The sequence below is a fragment of the Nocardioides albus genome (genome assembly GCF_014648255.1).
Classification (GTDB): domain Bacteria; phylum Actinomycetota; class Actinomycetes; order Propionibacteriales; family Nocardioidaceae; genus Nocardioides; species Nocardioides albus.
The window spans coordinates 31,739-48,653 of record NZ_BMQT01000003.1 but is presented as its reverse complement, the minus strand read 5'-3'; the positions used below and the strand labels follow the sequence as shown (position 1 = coordinate 48,653).

The 16,915-nt window shown below is 69.8% G+C and carries 12 protein-coding genes; 9 read left to right on the top strand and 3 right to left on the bottom strand.

Annotation, left to right across the window (positions count from 1 at the left end; all coding sequences use genetic code 11):
• Window positions 1–12: 12 nt before the first annotated feature.
• Together IEY84_RS06430 and IEY84_RS06425 are read left to right on the top strand one after the other, a co-directional pair.
• Window positions 13–2,322, top strand: a complete 2,310-nt coding sequence (locus tag IEY84_RS06430; RefSeq protein ID WP_183543492.1) for an FdhF/YdeP family oxidoreductase — start codon at window positions 13–15, stop codon at window positions 2,320–2,322.
• Window positions 2,323–2,416: 94 nt separating this feature from the next.
• Complete coding sequence (locus IEY84_RS06425; RefSeq protein WP_183543490.1) at window positions 2,417–3,691, top strand: hemolysin family protein; 1,275 nt, start codon at window positions 2,417–2,419, stop codon at window positions 3,689–3,691.
• Here IEY84_RS06425 and IEY84_RS06420 read toward each other — a convergent pair.
• Window positions 3,669–4,631: a 2-hydroxyacid dehydrogenase gene (locus IEY84_RS06420; protein ID WP_183543487.1), complete on the bottom strand. Its 963-nt coding sequence runs from the start codon at window positions 4,629–4,631 to the stop codon at window positions 3,669–3,671. The genes IEY84_RS06425 and IEY84_RS06420 overlap by 23 nt on opposite strands.
• Window positions 4,632–4,807: 176 nt before the next feature.
• On the opposite strand from IEY84_RS06420, the gene IEY84_RS06415 reads away from it, so the two are divergent.
• A complete protein-coding gene (locus IEY84_RS06415) occupies window positions 4,808–5,956 on the top strand; it encodes an acyl-CoA dehydrogenase family protein (RefSeq protein WP_183543485.1) in 1,149 nt (382 codons plus the stop codon).
• A gap of 49 nt (window positions 5,957–6,005) precedes the next feature.
• Complete coding sequence (locus tag IEY84_RS06410) at window positions 6,006–7,322, top strand: TIGR01777 family oxidoreductase (RefSeq protein ID WP_183543483.1); 1,317 nt, start codon at window positions 6,006–6,008, stop codon at window positions 7,320–7,322.
• Between the two features lie 3 nt (window positions 7,323–7,325).
• Here IEY84_RS06410 and IEY84_RS06405 read toward each other — a convergent pair whose 3' ends face one another.
• Window positions 7,326–8,444, bottom strand: coding sequence for a glycosyltransferase (locus IEY84_RS06405; RefSeq protein ID WP_183543481.1), 1,119 nt, complete (start codon window positions 8,442–8,444; stop codon window positions 7,326–7,328).
• Between the two features lie 473 nt (window positions 8,445–8,917).
• On the opposite strand from IEY84_RS06405, the gene IEY84_RS06395 reads away from it, so the two are divergent.
• The 5 genes from IEY84_RS06395 to IEY84_RS06375 all read left to right on the top strand — a co-directional run bounded on the left by IEY84_RS06395 (window position 8,918) and on the right by IEY84_RS06375 (window position 15,158).
• Complete coding sequence (locus IEY84_RS06395) at window positions 8,918–9,949, top strand: LacI family DNA-binding transcriptional regulator (protein ID WP_183543478.1); 1,032 nt, start codon at window positions 8,918–8,920, stop codon at window positions 9,947–9,949.
• A 332-nt stretch (window positions 9,950–10,281) separates the two neighbouring features.
• Window positions 10,282–11,925 carry a xylulokinase gene (locus IEY84_RS06390; protein WP_183543476.1) on the top strand — a complete coding sequence of 548 codons (1,644 nt, stop codon included), beginning with the start codon at window positions 10,282–10,284 and terminating at the stop codon, window positions 11,923–11,925.
• Complete coding sequence (locus tag IEY84_RS06385) at window positions 11,925–12,614, top strand: L-ribulose-5-phosphate 4-epimerase (RefSeq protein ID WP_183543474.1); 690 nt, start codon at window positions 11,925–11,927, stop codon at window positions 12,612–12,614. Before IEY84_RS06390 ends, IEY84_RS06385 begins: the two co-directional genes overlap by 1 nt.
• Window positions 12,615–12,656: 42 nt before the next feature.
• Window positions 12,657–14,183, top strand: a complete 1,527-nt coding sequence (gene araA, locus IEY84_RS06380) for an L-arabinose isomerase (protein WP_183543472.1) — start codon at window positions 12,657–12,659, stop codon at window positions 14,181–14,183.
• Between the two features lie 237 nt (window positions 14,184–14,420).
• The gene (locus IEY84_RS06375) at window positions 14,421–15,158 is read left to right on the top strand and encodes a dienelactone hydrolase family protein (RefSeq protein WP_183543470.1); all 738 of its coding nucleotides are present in this window, start codon (window positions 14,421–14,423) and stop codon (window positions 15,156–15,158) included.
• 89 nt (window positions 15,159–15,247) lie between these two features.
• On the opposite strand, the gene IEY84_RS06370 is transcribed toward IEY84_RS06375, so the two are convergent.
• The gene (locus IEY84_RS06370) at window positions 15,248–16,546 is read right to left on the bottom strand and encodes an HNH endonuclease (RefSeq protein WP_183543468.1); all 1,299 of its coding nucleotides are present in this window, start codon (window positions 16,544–16,546) and stop codon (window positions 15,248–15,250) included.
• Between the last annotated feature and the right edge of the window lie 369 nt (window positions 16,547–16,915).

Here is a 16,915-nt window from a genome sequence, read left to right as displayed (position 1 = left end):
GGAGCGGTTGTGGTGAAGCGAGACGCGGACGGTGCGTACCCGGTGGACGAACCGGTGGACGCTCCCGATGTCAGCGAGCCGAAGACGTGGGCCGCCGGTGTCCCGGCGGTGCGCAAGGCGATCGAGTACTCGTTGAAGCAGACGACGGTGCGGCGTACGGCCTTGACGTTGTTGAACCTCAATCAGGCCGGCGGGATCGACTGTCCGGGATGTGCCTGGCCCGATCCGGGACATCGGGCGAGGAACGAGTACTGCGAGAACGGCGCCAAGCACATCGCCGACGAAGCGACCTCGCGCCGGGTGACGCGGGAGCTCTTCGAGAAGCACTCGGTCGCGGAGCTCGACGAGAGGTCGGACCACTGGCTCAACCAGCAGGGTCGGCTGACGGAGCCGATGGTCAAGCGACCCGGCGCGACGCACTACGAGCCGATCACCTGGGAAGAGGCGTTCGAGACCATCGGCGCAGAGCTCAACGGCCTGGACTCTCCCGACGAGGCGCTGTTCTACGTCTCGGGCAGGCTGAGCAACGAGGCCGCGTTCCTGGTGCAGCTCTTCGCCCGGGCGTTCGGCACGAACAACCTGCCCGACTGCTCGAACATGTGCCATGAGTCCAGTGGCTCGGCGCTCAACGAGACGCTCGGAATCGGCAAGGGCAGCGTCCAGCTCGAGGACATCTACAACGCAGACCTCGTGTTCGTCGTCGGTCAGAACCCGGGGACGAACCACCCGCGGATGCTGTCCGCGCTGGAGGAGACCAAGCAGCGCGGGGGCAAGGTGATCGCGGTCAACACGCTGCCGGAGGCCGGGCTCATGCGGTTCAAGAACCCGCAGAAGGCTCGTGGCGTGGTCGGCCGCGGGACCCAGATCGCCGACCAGTTCCTGCAGATCCGCCCCGGCGGCGACCTCGCCCTGTTCCAGATGCTCAACCGCCGTCTGCTCGAGACCGACCGGCAAGCGGGCGGCGGCGTGCTGGACTGGGAGTACATCGCGGAGTACACGACCGGGTTCTACGCCTACGCCGAGCACGCCCGCACGATCACCTGGGACGAGGCGCTCGAGGCCACAGGCCTGACCCGGGAGGAGATCGAGGCGGTCCACGAGCAGGTGCTGGCGAGCCGTTCGGTCATCGTCTGCTGGGCGATGGGGCTGACCCAGCACAAGCACGGTGTGCCGACGATCCGCGAGGTGGTCAACTTCCTCATGCTGCGGGGCAACATCGGCAAGCCCGGGGCGGGAGTCTGCCCGGTCCGTGGCCACTCCAACGTGCAGGGCGACCGGACCATGGGCATCTGGGAGAAGATGCCCGACTCCTTCCTGGACGCGCTCGGTGCCGAGTTCGGGTTCGATCCACCGCGCAAGCACGGGTACGACTCGGTCGACGCGGTCCGGGCGATGCGGGACGGGAAGGCGAAGGTCTTCGTAGGCGTCGCCGGCAACTTCGTCCGGGCGATCTCGGACAGCGACGTCGCCGAGGCCGCGCTGCGGAGCTGCAGCCTGACGGTCCAGATCTCCACCAAGCTCAACCGCTCCCACACGGTGGTGGGGGAGACGGCACTGATCCTGCCCACGCTGGGTCGCAGCGACATCGACGTCCAGGCGAGCGGCGAGCAGTTCGTGACCGTCGAGGACTCGATGAGCTCGGTGCACGCGACCCGCGGCAGGCTCGAACCCGCCTCGGCGAGTCTGCTCAGCGAGGTCGCGATCGTCTCGCGGATCGCGCAGGCCACGATCGGTGGCCGCTACGGCATCCGTTGGGCGGACTTCGAGGCTGACTACGGCCGGATCCGCGATCGGATCGCCCGGGTGGTGCCGGGGTTCGAGCACTTCAACGAGCGGATAAAGGATCCTGCCGGCTTCGTCCTCCCGAACCCGGTCAACTCCGGCGTCTACCGCACCCCGAGCGGCAAGGCCGTGTTCACCTGCAACGACCTGACCTGGCTGGAGGCGCCGCCAGGTCACCTGATCCTGCAGACGCTGCGCTCCCACGACCAGTGGAACACCATCCCGTACGCGATGGACGACCGCTATCGCGGTATCCACCAGGCCCGTCGGGTGGTGATGGTCAACCCTGCCGACATCGCCGAGCTGGGGTTCGCCGACGGCGACCTCGTGGACATCGTCGGGGTCTGGGACGACGGCGTCGAGCGGCGGGCACCCGGGTTCACCCTGGTCGGCTACCCGGCGAGCCGGGGGTCGGCTGCGGCGTACTATCCGGAGACGAACGTCCTCGTTCCTCTCGACAGCGTCGCCGAGGGCAGCAACACCCCCACCTCGAAGGGGGTAGTGGTTCGCCTGGAGGATGCCGGGTCGGAATCGGGCTGACGCGCAGGGGTGGCGGTAGATTCTTCTGTGTGAAGAAGAGGCCTCGAAGTTCCTACCGCTCACCTGGGTTCGACAAGACAGGTGGGCGGGCCTGATGGACACGCAGACATTCCTCAGCCTCGGGCTGGTCCTGGTGTTCGTGCTCGTCGGCGGCGTGTTCGCGGCAACCGAGCTGGCGCTGGTGTCGTTGCGCGAGAGCCAGCTGGCCGCCATGGAACGTCAGGGGCCTCGCGGGGCCCGGGTGGCACAGGTCGCCCGCGATCCCAACCGATTCCTGGCCGCGGTGCAGATCGGTGTGACCGTCGCGGGCTTCCTCTCCGCCGCCTACGGTGGGTCGACGATCGCTCCCGACGTCGCGCCCTACCTCGAGCGCCTCGGTATGGGCGAGGCGCTCGCCGAGACCACGGCGCTGATCGTGCTGACCCTGTTCATCGCCTACCTCTCCCTGGTGCTGGGCGAGCTGGTGCCCAAACGGCTGGCGCTGCAGAAGGCCGCGGGCATCTCGCTCGCCGTGGCTCCTGTGCTGGACCGGTTCGCCAACGTGATGCGGCCGGTCATCTGGCTGCTCTCGGTCTCCACCGACGCCGTGGTGCGGCTGCTCGGCGGCGATCCGAAGGCCTCCGCCGAGCAGGTCTCGGAGGAGGAGCTGCGCGAGATGGTCTCCACCAATCAGGACCTCGAGGAGGAGGAGCGCAGGATCCTCCGTGACGTGTTCGCCACCACCGAGACGACCTTGAGAGAGGTGATGCGTCCGCGCGGCGACGTCACCTTCCTGCCCGCCTCGATGCCGCTTCCGGCGGCCGCCGACAAGGTGCGCGACCTGCCCTACTCCCGCTACCCGGTGACCGGGAAGGGCTTCGACGACATTCTCGGGTTCCTGCACGTACGCGACCTGCTCGGTGTCGTCGCGACCGACCAGCGCACGATCCAGGACGTGTGCCGACCGGTGCTCTCGTTGCCCGGAAGCAAGCGGGTGATCCCGTCGGTCGCCACGATGCGAGAGGGCGGCACCCATCTGGCGATGGTCGTCGACGAGTACGGCGGCACCGACGGCATCGTGACCCTCGAGGACCTCGTCGAGGAGATGATCGGCGACATCCGAGACGAGTACGACCACGGCGAGACCCGGGTCCGTGACCACGGTGACCTGTCCCGGTTCGACGGCGCGATGACGATCGAGGACTTCGCGGACGCCACGGGCATCGTGCTCGAGGACGGCGGCTACGAGACCATCGCGGGCTATCTCATCTCCCGGCTGGGACACATCCCGCAGGTCAGGGAGGTGCTGGCCGTGCCGGGCGGCACCTTGGAGGTGGCTGCCCGCAACGGCAACCGGATCACCGAGATCACGTTGCACCCCGAGGGGTGACCTCCGGGACAGGGGTGAGGACGGTCCCGTCGGCGAGCCAGCGGTCGAGGTTGTCGAGGGTCAGCTGCTCCATGGCGGCGCGGGTCTCGACGGTGCCGCTGGCCAGGTGGGGGAGGAGCACCACGTTGTCGAGGGCCATCAGCTCTGCGGGGACCGTGGGCTCCTCGGTATAGACATCGAGGCCGGCGCCGGCGATGCCACCCGTGATCAGCAGGTCGACCAGCGCGTCCTGGTCGACGACAGAGCCGCGCGCGATGTTGATCAGGTAGCCCTCGGGGCCGAGCGCCTCGAGCACCGTGCGGTCGACGAGGTGCTGCGTACCGCTGCCGCCGGAGGTGGCGAGGACCAGGATGTCGACGTCGGCTGCAAGGTCGGTGGGGGAGGCGGCGTAGGTGTAGGTGGATCCTTCGACCTCGCGGCGGGAGTGGTAGGAGATCGGGCAGCCGAAGGCCTCGAAGCGGGTCGCGATCGCCTGGCCGATCCGGCCCAGGCCCACGATGCCGACCCGCTTGCCCGAGACCTTGCGGGTCAGGGGGTAGGAGGCCCCGGACCAGTCGCCGCGGCGTACGAACCGGTCGGCGGCGCTGAGCCGGCGCAGGGTGTCGATGGTGAGGCCGACCGCGGTGTCGGCGACGCAGTCGGTCAGGACGTCAGGGGTGTTGGCGACCAGGACGCCACGTTCGGCGGCGGCCTCGACGTCGGTGGTGTCGTAGCCGACCCCGAAGTTGACGATGACGCCGAGCGAGGGGAGCTGCGCCATCAGATCAGCCGGTACGCCGGTGCGCCCGGTCGTCACCACGGCACCGATCGAGGGGCCGTGGTCAGCGAGGAACGCGGCTCGGTGGTCGCCGTCGGGCAGCACGAGGGCGTCGTACTCCTCGGTGAGGGTGGCGGCCAGCGACGGCTTGAGCGGTCCCACTTGAAGGATGCGGCGGCTCACGGTGCTCCTGGTGCTCCTGGTTCGATGACGTCGGAGATCCTGAGGCTAGGAGCCGAAGCGATACGCGTCCAACATCGCAACGGCATCGCACGATGCCCTAGGAGAATTGGCCAGAGAGGTTGGGGTCCAGTTGGGACAATCATCCACCTGACCGTCCCGCACGAAGGAGCAGCACCATGGAGCCCGACGAGTTCACGTCGATCCTCGACGCCGTCCGCGCGTTCGTCCGCAAGGAGGTCGTCCCGGCCGAGGACGAGATCGAGGAGACCGACCAGATCCCCGACCGGCTCCGTCAGCAGGCCGCCGCCATGGGGCTGTTCGGCTATGCCATCCCCGAGGAGTACGGGGGTCTCGGCGTCACCATGTCGGAGGAGGTCCGGCTGGCGATGGAGCTCGGCTGGACCACGCCGTCGTTCCGTTCCATGTTCGGCACCAACAACGGCATCGCCGGTCAGGTGCTGGTCAACTGTGGCACCGAGCGGCAGAAGCAGCGATACCTGCCGGGGCTGGCGAGCGGTGAGCTGGTGGCCTCGTTCGCGCTCACCGAGCCCGAGGCAGGCTCCGACCCGAGCGGCCTGCGCACCCGTGCGGTTCGCTCGGGCGACGAGTACGTCCTCGACGGACAGAAGCGCTTCATCACCAATGCAGCCTGGGCCGATCTGCTCATGGTGTTCGCCCGCACCGGCGACCTCAGCGAGGGTGCACGGAACATCTCGGTGTTCGTGGTGCCGACCGATACTCCCGGCGTCACCGTCGGTCCGCGAGACCACAAGATGGGCCAGCGCGGCACCTCGACGTCCGAGATCTTCCTCGACGGCGTCCGGGTGCCCGCCGAGAACCTCGTCGGCGAGGTCGAGGGGGAGGGCTTCTCCGCGGCGATGCGCTCGCTGGCCAAGGGCCGGCTGCACATCGCGGCGATGACCGTCGGTCTGGCCGACCGGCTGATCGAGGAGAGCCTGCGCCACGCGACGACGAACGGTCAGGGTGGCCAGAAGCTGGCAGAGTTCCAGCTGATCCAGGCGATGCTCGCCGAGAGCCGGACCGAGGCGTACGCCGGTCGCGCGATGGTCCTCGAGGCGGCCCGCAGCTGGGACGACGGCAGCGATCGCCGGATGGCGCCGTCGCTGTGCAAGCTGTTCTGCTCCGAGGCGGTCGACCGGATCGCCGACCGCGCGGTCCAGATCCACGGCGGCCTCGGCTACATGCGTGAGGTGCCGGTCGAGCGGTTCTACCGCGACGCACGGCTGTTCCGGCTCTACGAGGGCACCAGCGAGATCCAGAAGCTGATCATCGCCAAGCAGATGGTGAAGGACTTCCACGGCTGAACCGGCAAGGGAGGTTGTTCGCACGGTGGATCCGGGCGAGGCTAGCGGTATGACGTCGCCTCTGGTCCGGGTCCATTCGCTGACGACGCGCGTCGAGGCGCCGGTCGAGGAGGTCTTCGAGTGGCATCGCCGCCCCGGGGCGATCCACCGGCTGATGCCGCCGTGGATGCCGGGGGAGGCGCGGGTGGAGGCGACCGACCTGGCCGACGGCACCGCGGTGATCTCGCTCGGCCGTGGCGTGGACTGGGTGGCCCGCCACGACCCTGCCGGCTACGAGGCACCGCACCTGTTCACCGACCGGCTCGCCTCGCTGCGGCCGCTGTCGTGGACCCACCGACACGAGTTCGCGGCCGACGGTCCCGCAACCCTGATCACCGACCGGATCGAGACGAACGTGATCGGGCGGATGGTGGACCGCATGCTCGGCTACCGCCACGCCCAGCTGACCGGCGATCTCGCCGCCCACCATCGGACGTACGCAGCGGGCAAGACCCTCACCGTCGCGGTCACCGGCTCCAGCGGGACCGTCGGGCGGGCCCTGGTCCCGCTCCTCACCACCGGTGGCCATCGGGTGATCCGGCTGGTCCGGCACGCGCCGGAGGATGAGGGTGAACGCCGCTGGGATCCGTCCGCGCCGGCGCCGGATCTGCTCGACGGGGTCGACGCTGTCGTCCACCTGGCCGGGGCGTCGATCGCCGGCCGCTTCACCGCGGCGCACAAGGCGGCGATCCGCGACTCCCGGATCGAGCCGACCCGACGGCTCGCGGAGGCGGCGGCCCGCAGCGGCGTACGAGCCTTCGTCGGCGCCTCCGCGATCGGGATCTACGGCGCCGACCGGGGGGACGAGGTGCTCACCGAGTCCTCGGCGCCGGGCGCTGGGTTCCTCGCCGAGGTCGTCGCCGACTGGGAGGCGGCGAGCCGGGTCGACGGGCCACGGACCGTCGCGGTGAGGACCGGGATCGTCCAGACTCCCGCCGGAGGAGCACTGAGGCTCCAGCGACCGCTCTTCGCGGCCGGGCTGGGTGGCCGGCTCGGCAGCGGTGAGCAGTGGCTGAGCTGGATAGGCATCGACGACCTCGTCGACATCTACCACCGTGCGCTCCTCGACGAGACGCTGGCGGGTCCGGTCAACGCGGTCGCCCCCGAGCCCGTCACCGGCCGGGTCTACGCGCAGACCCTCGCGCGCGTGCTCCACCGGCCCTCGCTGTTGCCGACTCCGGCTCTCGGTCCGCGGCTCCTGCTCGGCAAGGAGGGGGCCGAGGAGATGGCGCTGGCGAGCCAGCGGGTCGAGCCGGCTGCGCTCGCGGGCCACGAGTTCCGTCATCCTTCGCTGGAGGCCGCGCTGCGCCACGTGCTCGGTCGTTGAGGCTCAGGCTCCGCCGGTGAGCAGCAGCTCGGCAGCCACGGCGGCCCCGTCGTCGCGAGCTCCGGCCTCGGCGGCCAGCGCGGTCGCGCGGGCACGGACCTCAGGCGCCAGCGCGGCGGTGAGCGACTCGACTGTCGGGGCCGCGCCGTCGTGAGCGATCCCGGCGCCGAGGTCGGCCACCCGCCCGGCCCAGTAGATCTGGTCGCCTGCCTGCGGCACGACCACCTGCGGGACGCCTGCCCGGTAGGCCGTGTTCGTGGTGCCCGCGCCACCGTGGTGGGCGACGGCAGCGACTCGGCTGAAGAGCCTCTGGTGGTTGACCTCGCCGATGACGAAGCAGTCCTCGCGGCCGTCGATCACGTCGAGCCCCGCCCATCCGCGGCCGATGACCACCCGGCGCCCGTGGGCGCGGACGGCCTCGATCGCGACCCGTACGGTCTCCTCCCCGACGGTGCGCATGCTGCCGAAGCCGACATAGACCGGCTGCTCCCCGCTGTCGAGGAACCCGAGCAGGTCGTCCGGCAGCGGTCGGTCGTCCGCCAGCATCCACGCGCCGGTCTGCACGACGTCTAGGTTGGAGCTCCTGGTCCACGGGCCGAGCGTGGGATCGGCCGCGAGGAGCGGTCGAGCGGTGAACATGAACTCGCCGACGTCATCGACGGCCGGCAGCCCGATCGAGGCTCGGTGCGCGTCGAGAGGCGCCCCGAACAGGTCGTTGAAGCCGCGCCCGTCGAGGCCGTCGACGACGTCGGGGCAGAAGAGGGCGTAGTGGTAGGGGATGCCCAGGCTCTCGGCCACCGACGGCGCGACGAACTGCGACATGGCGGTGGCGACCAGCAGGTCACATCCCGCGGCGGCGTCGGCGACGGTGTCGTGCTGCGCGGTGATGAAATCGGCCACCCGCTGGTGGCGCTCCTCGGGGGTCGGCGGGCGCTCCCAGGAACGCCACGACGTGAGGAACGGGACGTACGGCACGCCCTCCCGCTCCAGCAGGTCGACGAACTCCTGGTCCGGCGGTGCGCACATCCGCACATCCGCGCCCCGCCGCTGCAGCTGCACCGCGAGAGCGACCATCGGCTCGACGTCTCCCCGCGACCCGTACGTCGACAGCAGCACGCGCACCGATGGCTCCGTTCCGTCAGCGTCGAGCCCCGCACCCGACGGTCACGGCAGCATATGGCTCCCGTGCGCATGGCCCCGGCGCGGGTCGGGTACGTCGACGGAGTGAGCAAACGGGAGCGCGACCTGGTGCGGCGTCTGCTGGACGCCGGCGGGACGACGTACGCGTAGGAGGCCGGCATCGCGGTCGCCGCGGCGCGGGAGCTGTCGGCGGCCGGATGGCGTACGCCGCATAGGTTGCTCGACTCGACCTGGCAGCAGCGGGTGGATGCTCTCGGCCGGGCGCACTACCGTCGCTACGACGAGAGCACCGCGACCAAGCTCGAAGAGCAGGCGCAGTGGAGCTCGCGTCGCTGGTCCCCGGCGCTGCGCCCCGCTCGCCGCGGCCCTCACCCGCGCACGTCACGGGCTGCCCGAGCTCGAGGAGATCTGAGGCCCTCCCAGCCGTTCGGAGCGAGCCCGCTTAGGATCACCGCATGGTCCACGGGGAGTCGAAGAACGCGCCGAGCATGGCTGATGTGGCGGCCCGAGCAGGAGTCTCTCACCAGACCGTGTCGCGGGTGGTCAACGGCTCCGATGCCGTACGCGGCGACACCCGCGACCGGGTGCTCGCGGCGATCGAGGAGCTGGGCTACCGGCGCAACAAGTCGGCGCGGGCTCTGGTGACGCGGAAATCGGGACGGCTGGGTCTGCTCTACACCCAACCGCACCTCTACGGGCCGGGCACGCTGGCCGCCTCGGTACACCAGGCCGGACAGCGCGCCGGCTACGACATCATCCTGAGCCCGGTGCCGCACCTGGAGGCGACCTCCGCGGAGCGGGCGATCGAGGCGTTGCTCGACGACGCGGTCGAGGCCGTGCTCCTAGGCGTCTCCCACCAGTCCTTCGAGGACCTGGTCGCCCAGCTCGCCACCACGGTCGAGGTGGTGATGATCCACAGCGACCCGCCCGCCGGGGTGCGCTCGGTGGGGATCGACCAGCACGCCGGCGCCGTGCTCGCCACGCAGTACCTGCTCGACCTCGGCCACCGCACCATCGCCCATGTGGCCGGTCCAGTCGGCTGGATCGACGCCCGGCAGCGCCGGGAGGGATGGCTCGCTGCGCTCCGGGACGGCGACGCGCAACCGGGGCCCGAGATCTTCGGCGACTGGTCGAGCCGGAGCGGGTACGAGGCCGGCGCCGAGATCGCCCGGGACGCCTCGGTCACCGCGGTCTTCGCGGCCAACGACTCGATGGCGCTCGGCGTGATCCGAGCGCTGCGCGAGGCGGGCCGACGGGTCCCGCAGGACGTGAGCGTCGTCGGCTTCGACGACGTCCCTGACGCGGCCTACCTGTGGCCGCCGCTGACCACCGTCCGCCAGGACTTCGCCTCGCTGGGCGAGCTCGCGGTCGAGGTGGCCACGAAGGCCATCGCCGACGGGACCGTCGAGGCGCCGCCGCTGCTGGCCCCGGAGCTGATCGTGCGGGACTCGGCAGCCCCACTGTCGCCCAGCCGAGACGTCAGGTAGGTCGGCCGAGACGTCAGGTAGGTCGGTCGAGACGTCAAGTACGTCGGTCGAGACGTCAAGTACGTCGGCCGAGACGTCAGGTACGTCGGCCGAGTTGGCACAACGTTGCCAACTCGGCCGACCGGGGTGACGCTTCGGCCGACGGGGGTGACGCTTCGGCCGACGGGGGTGACGCTTCGGCCGACGGGGGTGACGCTTCGGCCGACGGGGGTGACGCTTCGGCCGACGGGGGTGACGCTTCGGCCGACGGGGGTGACGCTTCGGCCCGTCCATGTTAGCGTTCACATCGCCTCGAACCCCACCCCGAGCCGTCGGGCAGAAACGGAGCCGTGATGACGCAGCAACCAGGCCGGCTGCCTGACCTCGGAGAGACCTCGCTCGGTATCGAGCTGGGCTCCACCACGATCAAGGCGTGCCTGATCGGGCCCGACCACGCGTCCGTCGCGACCGGCTCCCATCTGTGGGAGAACGAGCTCGTCGACGGCCTCTGGACCTACTCGCTCGAGGCGGTCTGGGCAGGCGTACAGGGCGCTGTCACAGCCCTCGGCGACGAGGTCGAGCGCCGCTACGGCACCCGTCCGACCACGTTCGGGTCGATCGGCGTCTCGGCGATGATGCACGGCTACCTCGCCTTCGACGAGACCGGCGAGCTGCTGGTGCCGTTCCGCACCTGGCGCAATACCAACACCGCGGTCGCCGCCGCCGAGCTGTCGGAGATTCTCGGCACCAACATCCCGCTTCGTTGGTCGGTCGCCCACCTCTACCAGGCGATCCTCGACGACGAGCCCCACCTGCCCGAGATCGCCTCGCTGACCACCCTCGCGGGCTACGTCCATCGAGCGCTGACCGGCAAGCACGTGCTCGGCGTCGGCGACGCCTCCGGCGTCTTCCCCATCGACCCAGCCACCGGAACGTACGACCAGCGGATGCTCGAGCAGCTCGGCCACCTGGCCGCCGCCAAGCGTCCCGGTCTGCGGGTCGAGGGGCTGCTCCCGCAGGTTCTCCCGGCAGGCGCCGACGCCGGCCGGCTCACCCCCGACGGTGCCGCGCTGCTCGACCCGTCCGGCACGCTGCAGCCCGGTATCCCGCTGTGTCCGCCCGAGGGCGACGCCGGCACCGGCATGGTCGCGACCAACTCGGTCGCCAAGCGCACCGGCAACGTCAGCGCCGGCACCTCGATCTTCGCGATGGTCGTCCTCGAGGCGCCGCTGGCGACGGTCCACCACGCCATCGACATCGTCACCACTCCGGCCGGCGACCCGGTCGCGATGGTGCACTGCAACAACGGCGCCAGCGAGCTCAATGCCTGGGCCGGTGTCTTCGGTGAGTTCGCGGCCGCGCTCGGCCACCCCTGCGAGCCCGACGCCGTCTTCGGCGCTCTGCTCACCGCAGCCCTTAATGGCTCGTCCGACGGCGGCGGGCTGCTCGCCTACAACTACCTGGCCGGCGAGCCGATCACCGGCCTCGACGAGGGCCGTCCGCTGTTCGTACGCACCCCCGGCAGCCGCCTCGACCTCGCAGGGTTCGCCCGCGCCCAGGTCTACGGCGTCTTCGGCACCCTCGCCCTCGGCATGCGCGTCCTCGCCGACCAGGGTGTCGAGATCGATGCGATGTTCGCCCACGGCGGCCTGTTCCGCACCGCCGGCGTCGCGCAGCGGCTGCTCGCCGCGGCGATCGGCGCCCCGGTCGCCGTCGGCCGCACCGCCGGCGAAGGCGGTGCCTGGGGGATCGCGGTCCTGGCTGCGTACGCCCGGGCGGCCGAGGCCGACGGCGACCTCACCCTGAGCGCCTACCTCGCCGAGCGCGTCTTCGGCGACATCGACCTCGAGGTCGTCGAGCCGGACGCCGCCGACGTGGCCGGGTTCCGGACCTTCCTCGAGCGCTACGAGGCGGGCCTGGACATCGAGCGTGCCGCTGTGGCCTCGCTCGCCCCCGCCGCAGCCGGCGCACGAGACGTACAAGAAGGAGACCAGTGATGACGGGCGTTCCCGCCGCTCTTCGCACCGCCGTCGACGCCGCCAAGGAGCGCGTCGCCGCACTGCACGCCGAGCTGCCCCGCTGGGAGCTGGTCGTGTGGACCGCCGGAAACGTCTCCGAGCGCGTGCCCAACCCCGACGGCGAGGACCTGCTGGTCATCAAGCCGTCCGGCGTCGCCTACGAGGACATCACCGCCGAGGCGATGGTCGTGTGCGACCTGGCCGGCAACCTCGTCGAGGGCGATCGGTCGCCCTCGTCGGACACGGCCGCCCACGCGTACGTCTATGCCAACATGCCTGACGTCGGGGGAGTGGTCCACACCCACTCCACGTACGCCACCGCCTGGGCCGCCCGCGGGGAGGAGATCCCCTGCGTGCTCACGATGATGGCCGACGAGTTCGGCGGACCGGTCCCGGTCGGCCCGTTCGCGGTCATCGGCGACGACTCGATCGGGCACGGCATCGTCGAGACGCTGCGGGAGTCGCGCAGCCCGGCGGTGCTGATGCGGAACCACGGGCCGTTCACCATCGGCAAGGACGGCCGCTCCGCGGTCAAGGCCGCGGTGATGTGCGAGGAGGTCGCCCGCACCGTGCACATCGCACGCCAGCTCGGCCAGCCGCTGCCGATCGAGCAGAGCCACATCGACTCGCTCTACGACCGCTACCAGAACGTCTACGGCCAGCACTGAGCTGTGCCTCGAACAACCACGTCAGCTTTGGAAGGACCCCACATGAGCAAGCCCACCACGCCGAAACCCTATGGCGACCGCGAGGTCTGGTTCTTCACCGGAAGCCAGGACCTCTACGGCGAGGAGACCCTTCGCCAGGTGGCCGAGCAGTCCCAGGAGGTCGCCCGCGCCCTCGACGCCTCCTCGGACGTACCGGCGAAGGTCGTGTGGAAGCCCGTCCTGAAGGACTCCGCGTCGATCCGTCGCGCGATGCTCGAGGCGAGCTCCGACGACAACGTCCTCGGCGTCATCACCTGGATGCACACCTTCAGCCCGGCCAAGATGTGGATCGCCGGTCTGGACGCCCTCCAGAAGCCGCTCCTGCACCTGCACACCCAGGCCAACGTCGAGCTCCCCTGGTCGGAGATCGACATGGACTTCATGAACCTCAACCAGGCCGCCCATGGCGACCGGGAGTACGCCTACATCGCGACCCGTCTCGGTGTCGCCCGCACCACCGTCGTCGGCCACGTCTCCAACCCGGCGGTCACCCGACGTGTCGGCACCTGGATCCGCGGAGCCGCGGGCTGGGCGGCGACCCATGAGCTGAACCTGGTGCGGTTCGGCGACAACATGCGCAACGTCGCGGTCACCGAGGGCGATAAGACCGAGGCCGAGCTGCGCTTCGGAGTCTCGGTCAACACGTGGGGCGTCAACGACCTGGTCGCTGCTGTCGAGGCCGTCGACGAGGCCGCCGTGGACGCTCTCGTCGCCGAGTACGAGGACCTCTACGACGTCGTCCCCGAGCTCCGCCGTGGCGGCGAGCGCCACGAGTCGCTCCGGTACGCCGCTCGCCAGGAGATCGCCATGGAGGCGTTCCTGGTCGAGCGTGACGCGATGGCGTTCACCACCAGCTTCGAGGACCTGGGCGGTCTGCGCCAGCTCCCCGGCATCGCGGTTCAGCGGCTGATGAGCAAGGGCTACGGTTTCGGCGCCGAGGGCGACTGGAAGACCGCGGTCCTGGTGCGGGCCGCGAAGGTGATGGGGGAGGGGCTGCCCGGCGGCGCCTCCCTGATGGAGGACTACACCTACGACCTCACCCCCGGCGAGGAGGTCATCCTCGGCGCCCACATGCTCGAGATCTGCCCCTCGCTGACCACCTCTAAGCCGAAGGTCGAGATCCACCCGCTCGGGATCGGCGACCGCGAGGACCCGGTCCGGATGGTCTTCGACGCCGACCCGGTCGATGGTGCGGTGGTCGTCTCGCTCGCCGACATGCGTGACCGCTTCCGGCTGACCGCCAACGTCGTCGACGTGGTCCCGCCGACCCAGGCGCTGCCGAACCTGCCGGTCGCCCGGGCCGTGTGGTCCCCGCGCCCCGACTTCACCACCTCGGCCGAGGCCTGGCTGACCGCCGGCGGTGCCCACCACACGGTGATGTCGACCGCCGCCGGCATCGAGGCCTTCGAGGTCTTCGCCGACATCGCCCGCACCGAGCTGCTGGTCATCGACGAGTCCACCACCCGCCGCGGCTTCGCCGACCAGGTGCGCTGGAACCAGGTGTTCTACCGCGTCGCTCAGGGGCTGTGAGCTCGGCGCGTGGTGGGTGCTGGCGTCGCCCTTCTGTCCGTTGGGCTACGCTGCTCGGCCATGAACACCGGGACGGCCTTGCGCCACGCACAGATTGGTGACCCGGTGCTCTGCTGAGCGTCGTAGGGGCCGGTGCGGGCCCGCTGTTCGGTCGAGGATCTTGCGTTCCTGCGCGTGGTCCGCCTCCTCCGTCGTGTTGATCTCAAGCTCAACTCATCAACCCCGACAGGAGACTTCATGCCAACCAAGATGTTGCAGATTCCCACCGCGGACGGCCAGGCTGCCGCCTTCGCCGCGTTCCCCGACGACGGCGAGCGGCACCCAGGGGTGCTGATGTACGCGGACGCCTTCGGTATCCGGCCGGTGCTGAAGGAGATGGCCGTCGAGCTGGCTGGGCACGGGTACTACGTACTCGTGCCCAACTACTTCTACCGGCACGGCCCGGCACCGGTGATCGAGCTTCCTGAGCACATCGGAGAAGAGGTTCGGTCCGGCCTCATCGCCCAGTTGATGCCCCTGATCGAGGCGCACACCACCGAACGTGTCCTGAGCGATGCCGACGCCTACCTCAGGTTCCTCACCACCCAGCCCGAGGTCGACGCCGGACCGGTAGCAGTGACCGGCTACTGCATAGGTGGTCTTCTGGCGGTGCGCACCGCCGCGGCCCACCCCGACCAAGTGGCGGCTCTCGCCGCATTCCACGCGCCTGTTGGCGTGGTCGGGCCAGACGGCTTCGCCGAGATCACCGCCCAAGTCCACTTCGGCCACGCAGAAAGTGACCTGACGCCCGAGGCCCTCGGCGAGCTCAACCGGGTCCTCGACGCCGCGAAGGTCGACTACACCTCCGAGGTCTACCCCGGCACCGTTCACGGGTTCACCATGTCCGACACCGACGCCTTCGATCCCGCCGGACTTCAGCGCCACTGGGACCGCCTGCTCCCTCTCCTCAACCGCACCGTGGCTCACAATCGCTGACCGAGTAGGGGTCTGACCGGCGTAGAAGCCTGCTGGTCATCGACGAGTCGACCATCGCTGCGGTGCGCGGCAGGCGCTGCCTCCGCCTCTCACGCGGCGCGGCGGTGGTCGAGGAGTACGTCGCGCAGGGTGAACTCTGCTCGGGACAGCGGCGGTGGGTCCGGTCGCCAGGTCTCGGGTGGTGGACTGACGTAGGTATGACCAGTGGGCGTGATGGTGATGATGCTGCCGTCTGGTCCGGGCCTGGCTTGCCAGCCGAGGGCTTCCTTGGCTTGATTGCATCGCTCGCACAAGCCTTGGAGGTTCGTCGCGCTGGTCTTCCCGCCGTCCGCGTGGCGTTCTACGTGGTCGACGTTGCGGATCGGGGCGTCGCAGCCGACGGTGCGGCAGATCCCGCCGTCTCGGGTGGTGATGAACTCCGCGAGTCCGTCGGGCGCCTTGCGTGAGCGGGACTCCATCGCGACCAACTGGCCGGCATGGTCGGTGAACAGTCTCCGGACGAAGACCTCGGCGTCGGCGAGTGCTTCGCGGGCCCAGCCTGCGGGGACGGGGCCGTAGCCCTCGATCATGGCGGGCTGGTTGCTGTCGTTGGTGAGGGAGTCTGCGGTCATCACGATCTTGACCTCGATCCGAGGCTTCACGCCTTCGGTGCCCGCGCGTCCGGTGACTCGGTCGATGAGGGTGTCGGCCATGACCTGGCCCCGGGTCCGTTCATCACCGGCCGCCTGCGCAGCCTTCGCGGCCTGGTCGAGTGCCGCATAAACAGCGACACCGTCCTTGACGGGGAGCAGTGCGCCGAGCCAGGTCATGGTGTCCGGTGCGGGTCGGACGCTGACCCGGCGGTCTTTCTCTGCGTTTGCTGCTCGGTTGACGACGGATTCTTGGTCGAGGGTGATGGCGAGCTTCTTGGCGGCGTTCTCGAGCTGCCGTGGGCCCATGGCCACGACCTTCGGAGCCTGCCCGTCGTCACCGAGTGCGCAGAGCTGGTAGTCGATGACCCGACGGTCCTCGACCGAGAGGCAGGCGGTCTCGCGGGCGAGGATGCTGGCCTGCCACTGCGAGAACAGGCCTGCTCTCATCAACGCGTACGTGTGGGGCATCTCTGCCACCAAGACCTTCGCCAGGCCAAGGAAACTGGTGCCCTTGACGGGTGAGACCCGTCGCGCCAACGCGACCTGGGAGGCGACCCCTTCGCCGAGCTTGCGGGCAGGAACCCCAGCCTCAGCCTGCCGGGTGCGGACAGCGTCCTCGAGACGTACCGCCGCTTCTGCCTGCACCGCCTCGGCGACGCACTTGACCTCTTCGAGTCGAGAAATCCAGTCGACCAATTCACTCTCGGACGCGCCCAGGGGCGGCCCGGTGAGGAGTTGGTCGATGGTCTCGTTCATACAGCCAATTATATGCGCAACACCACCCCGAGTCTACCTGTTTGTGCTGGTCATCCCCGAATTATGCGGTCGGTGAACATGTAACGTGATCTCCGCGCCACACCCTCGCCGCCGCCCCGATACTGGCGAAATTCTTTTCTCGATCGGGTGCCGGGTCAAGGACCGCGAACGCGGCCGGCGAAGCCGGCGGGCCGAAGGCCCGTCCTTGAGGCGGCACCCGATCGAGAAACAATCAATCAAGGGTCGGCGGCGAACCTTGAAACGAAGAAACAGTCGCGTAGCGAGGTTTCCCGAACCAACCGTGTTGGTCTCGACACGCCTCCGCCTAGCGGCTCCGGCGGCTCGACCAGCGGGGTGAGGCGGCTCGGC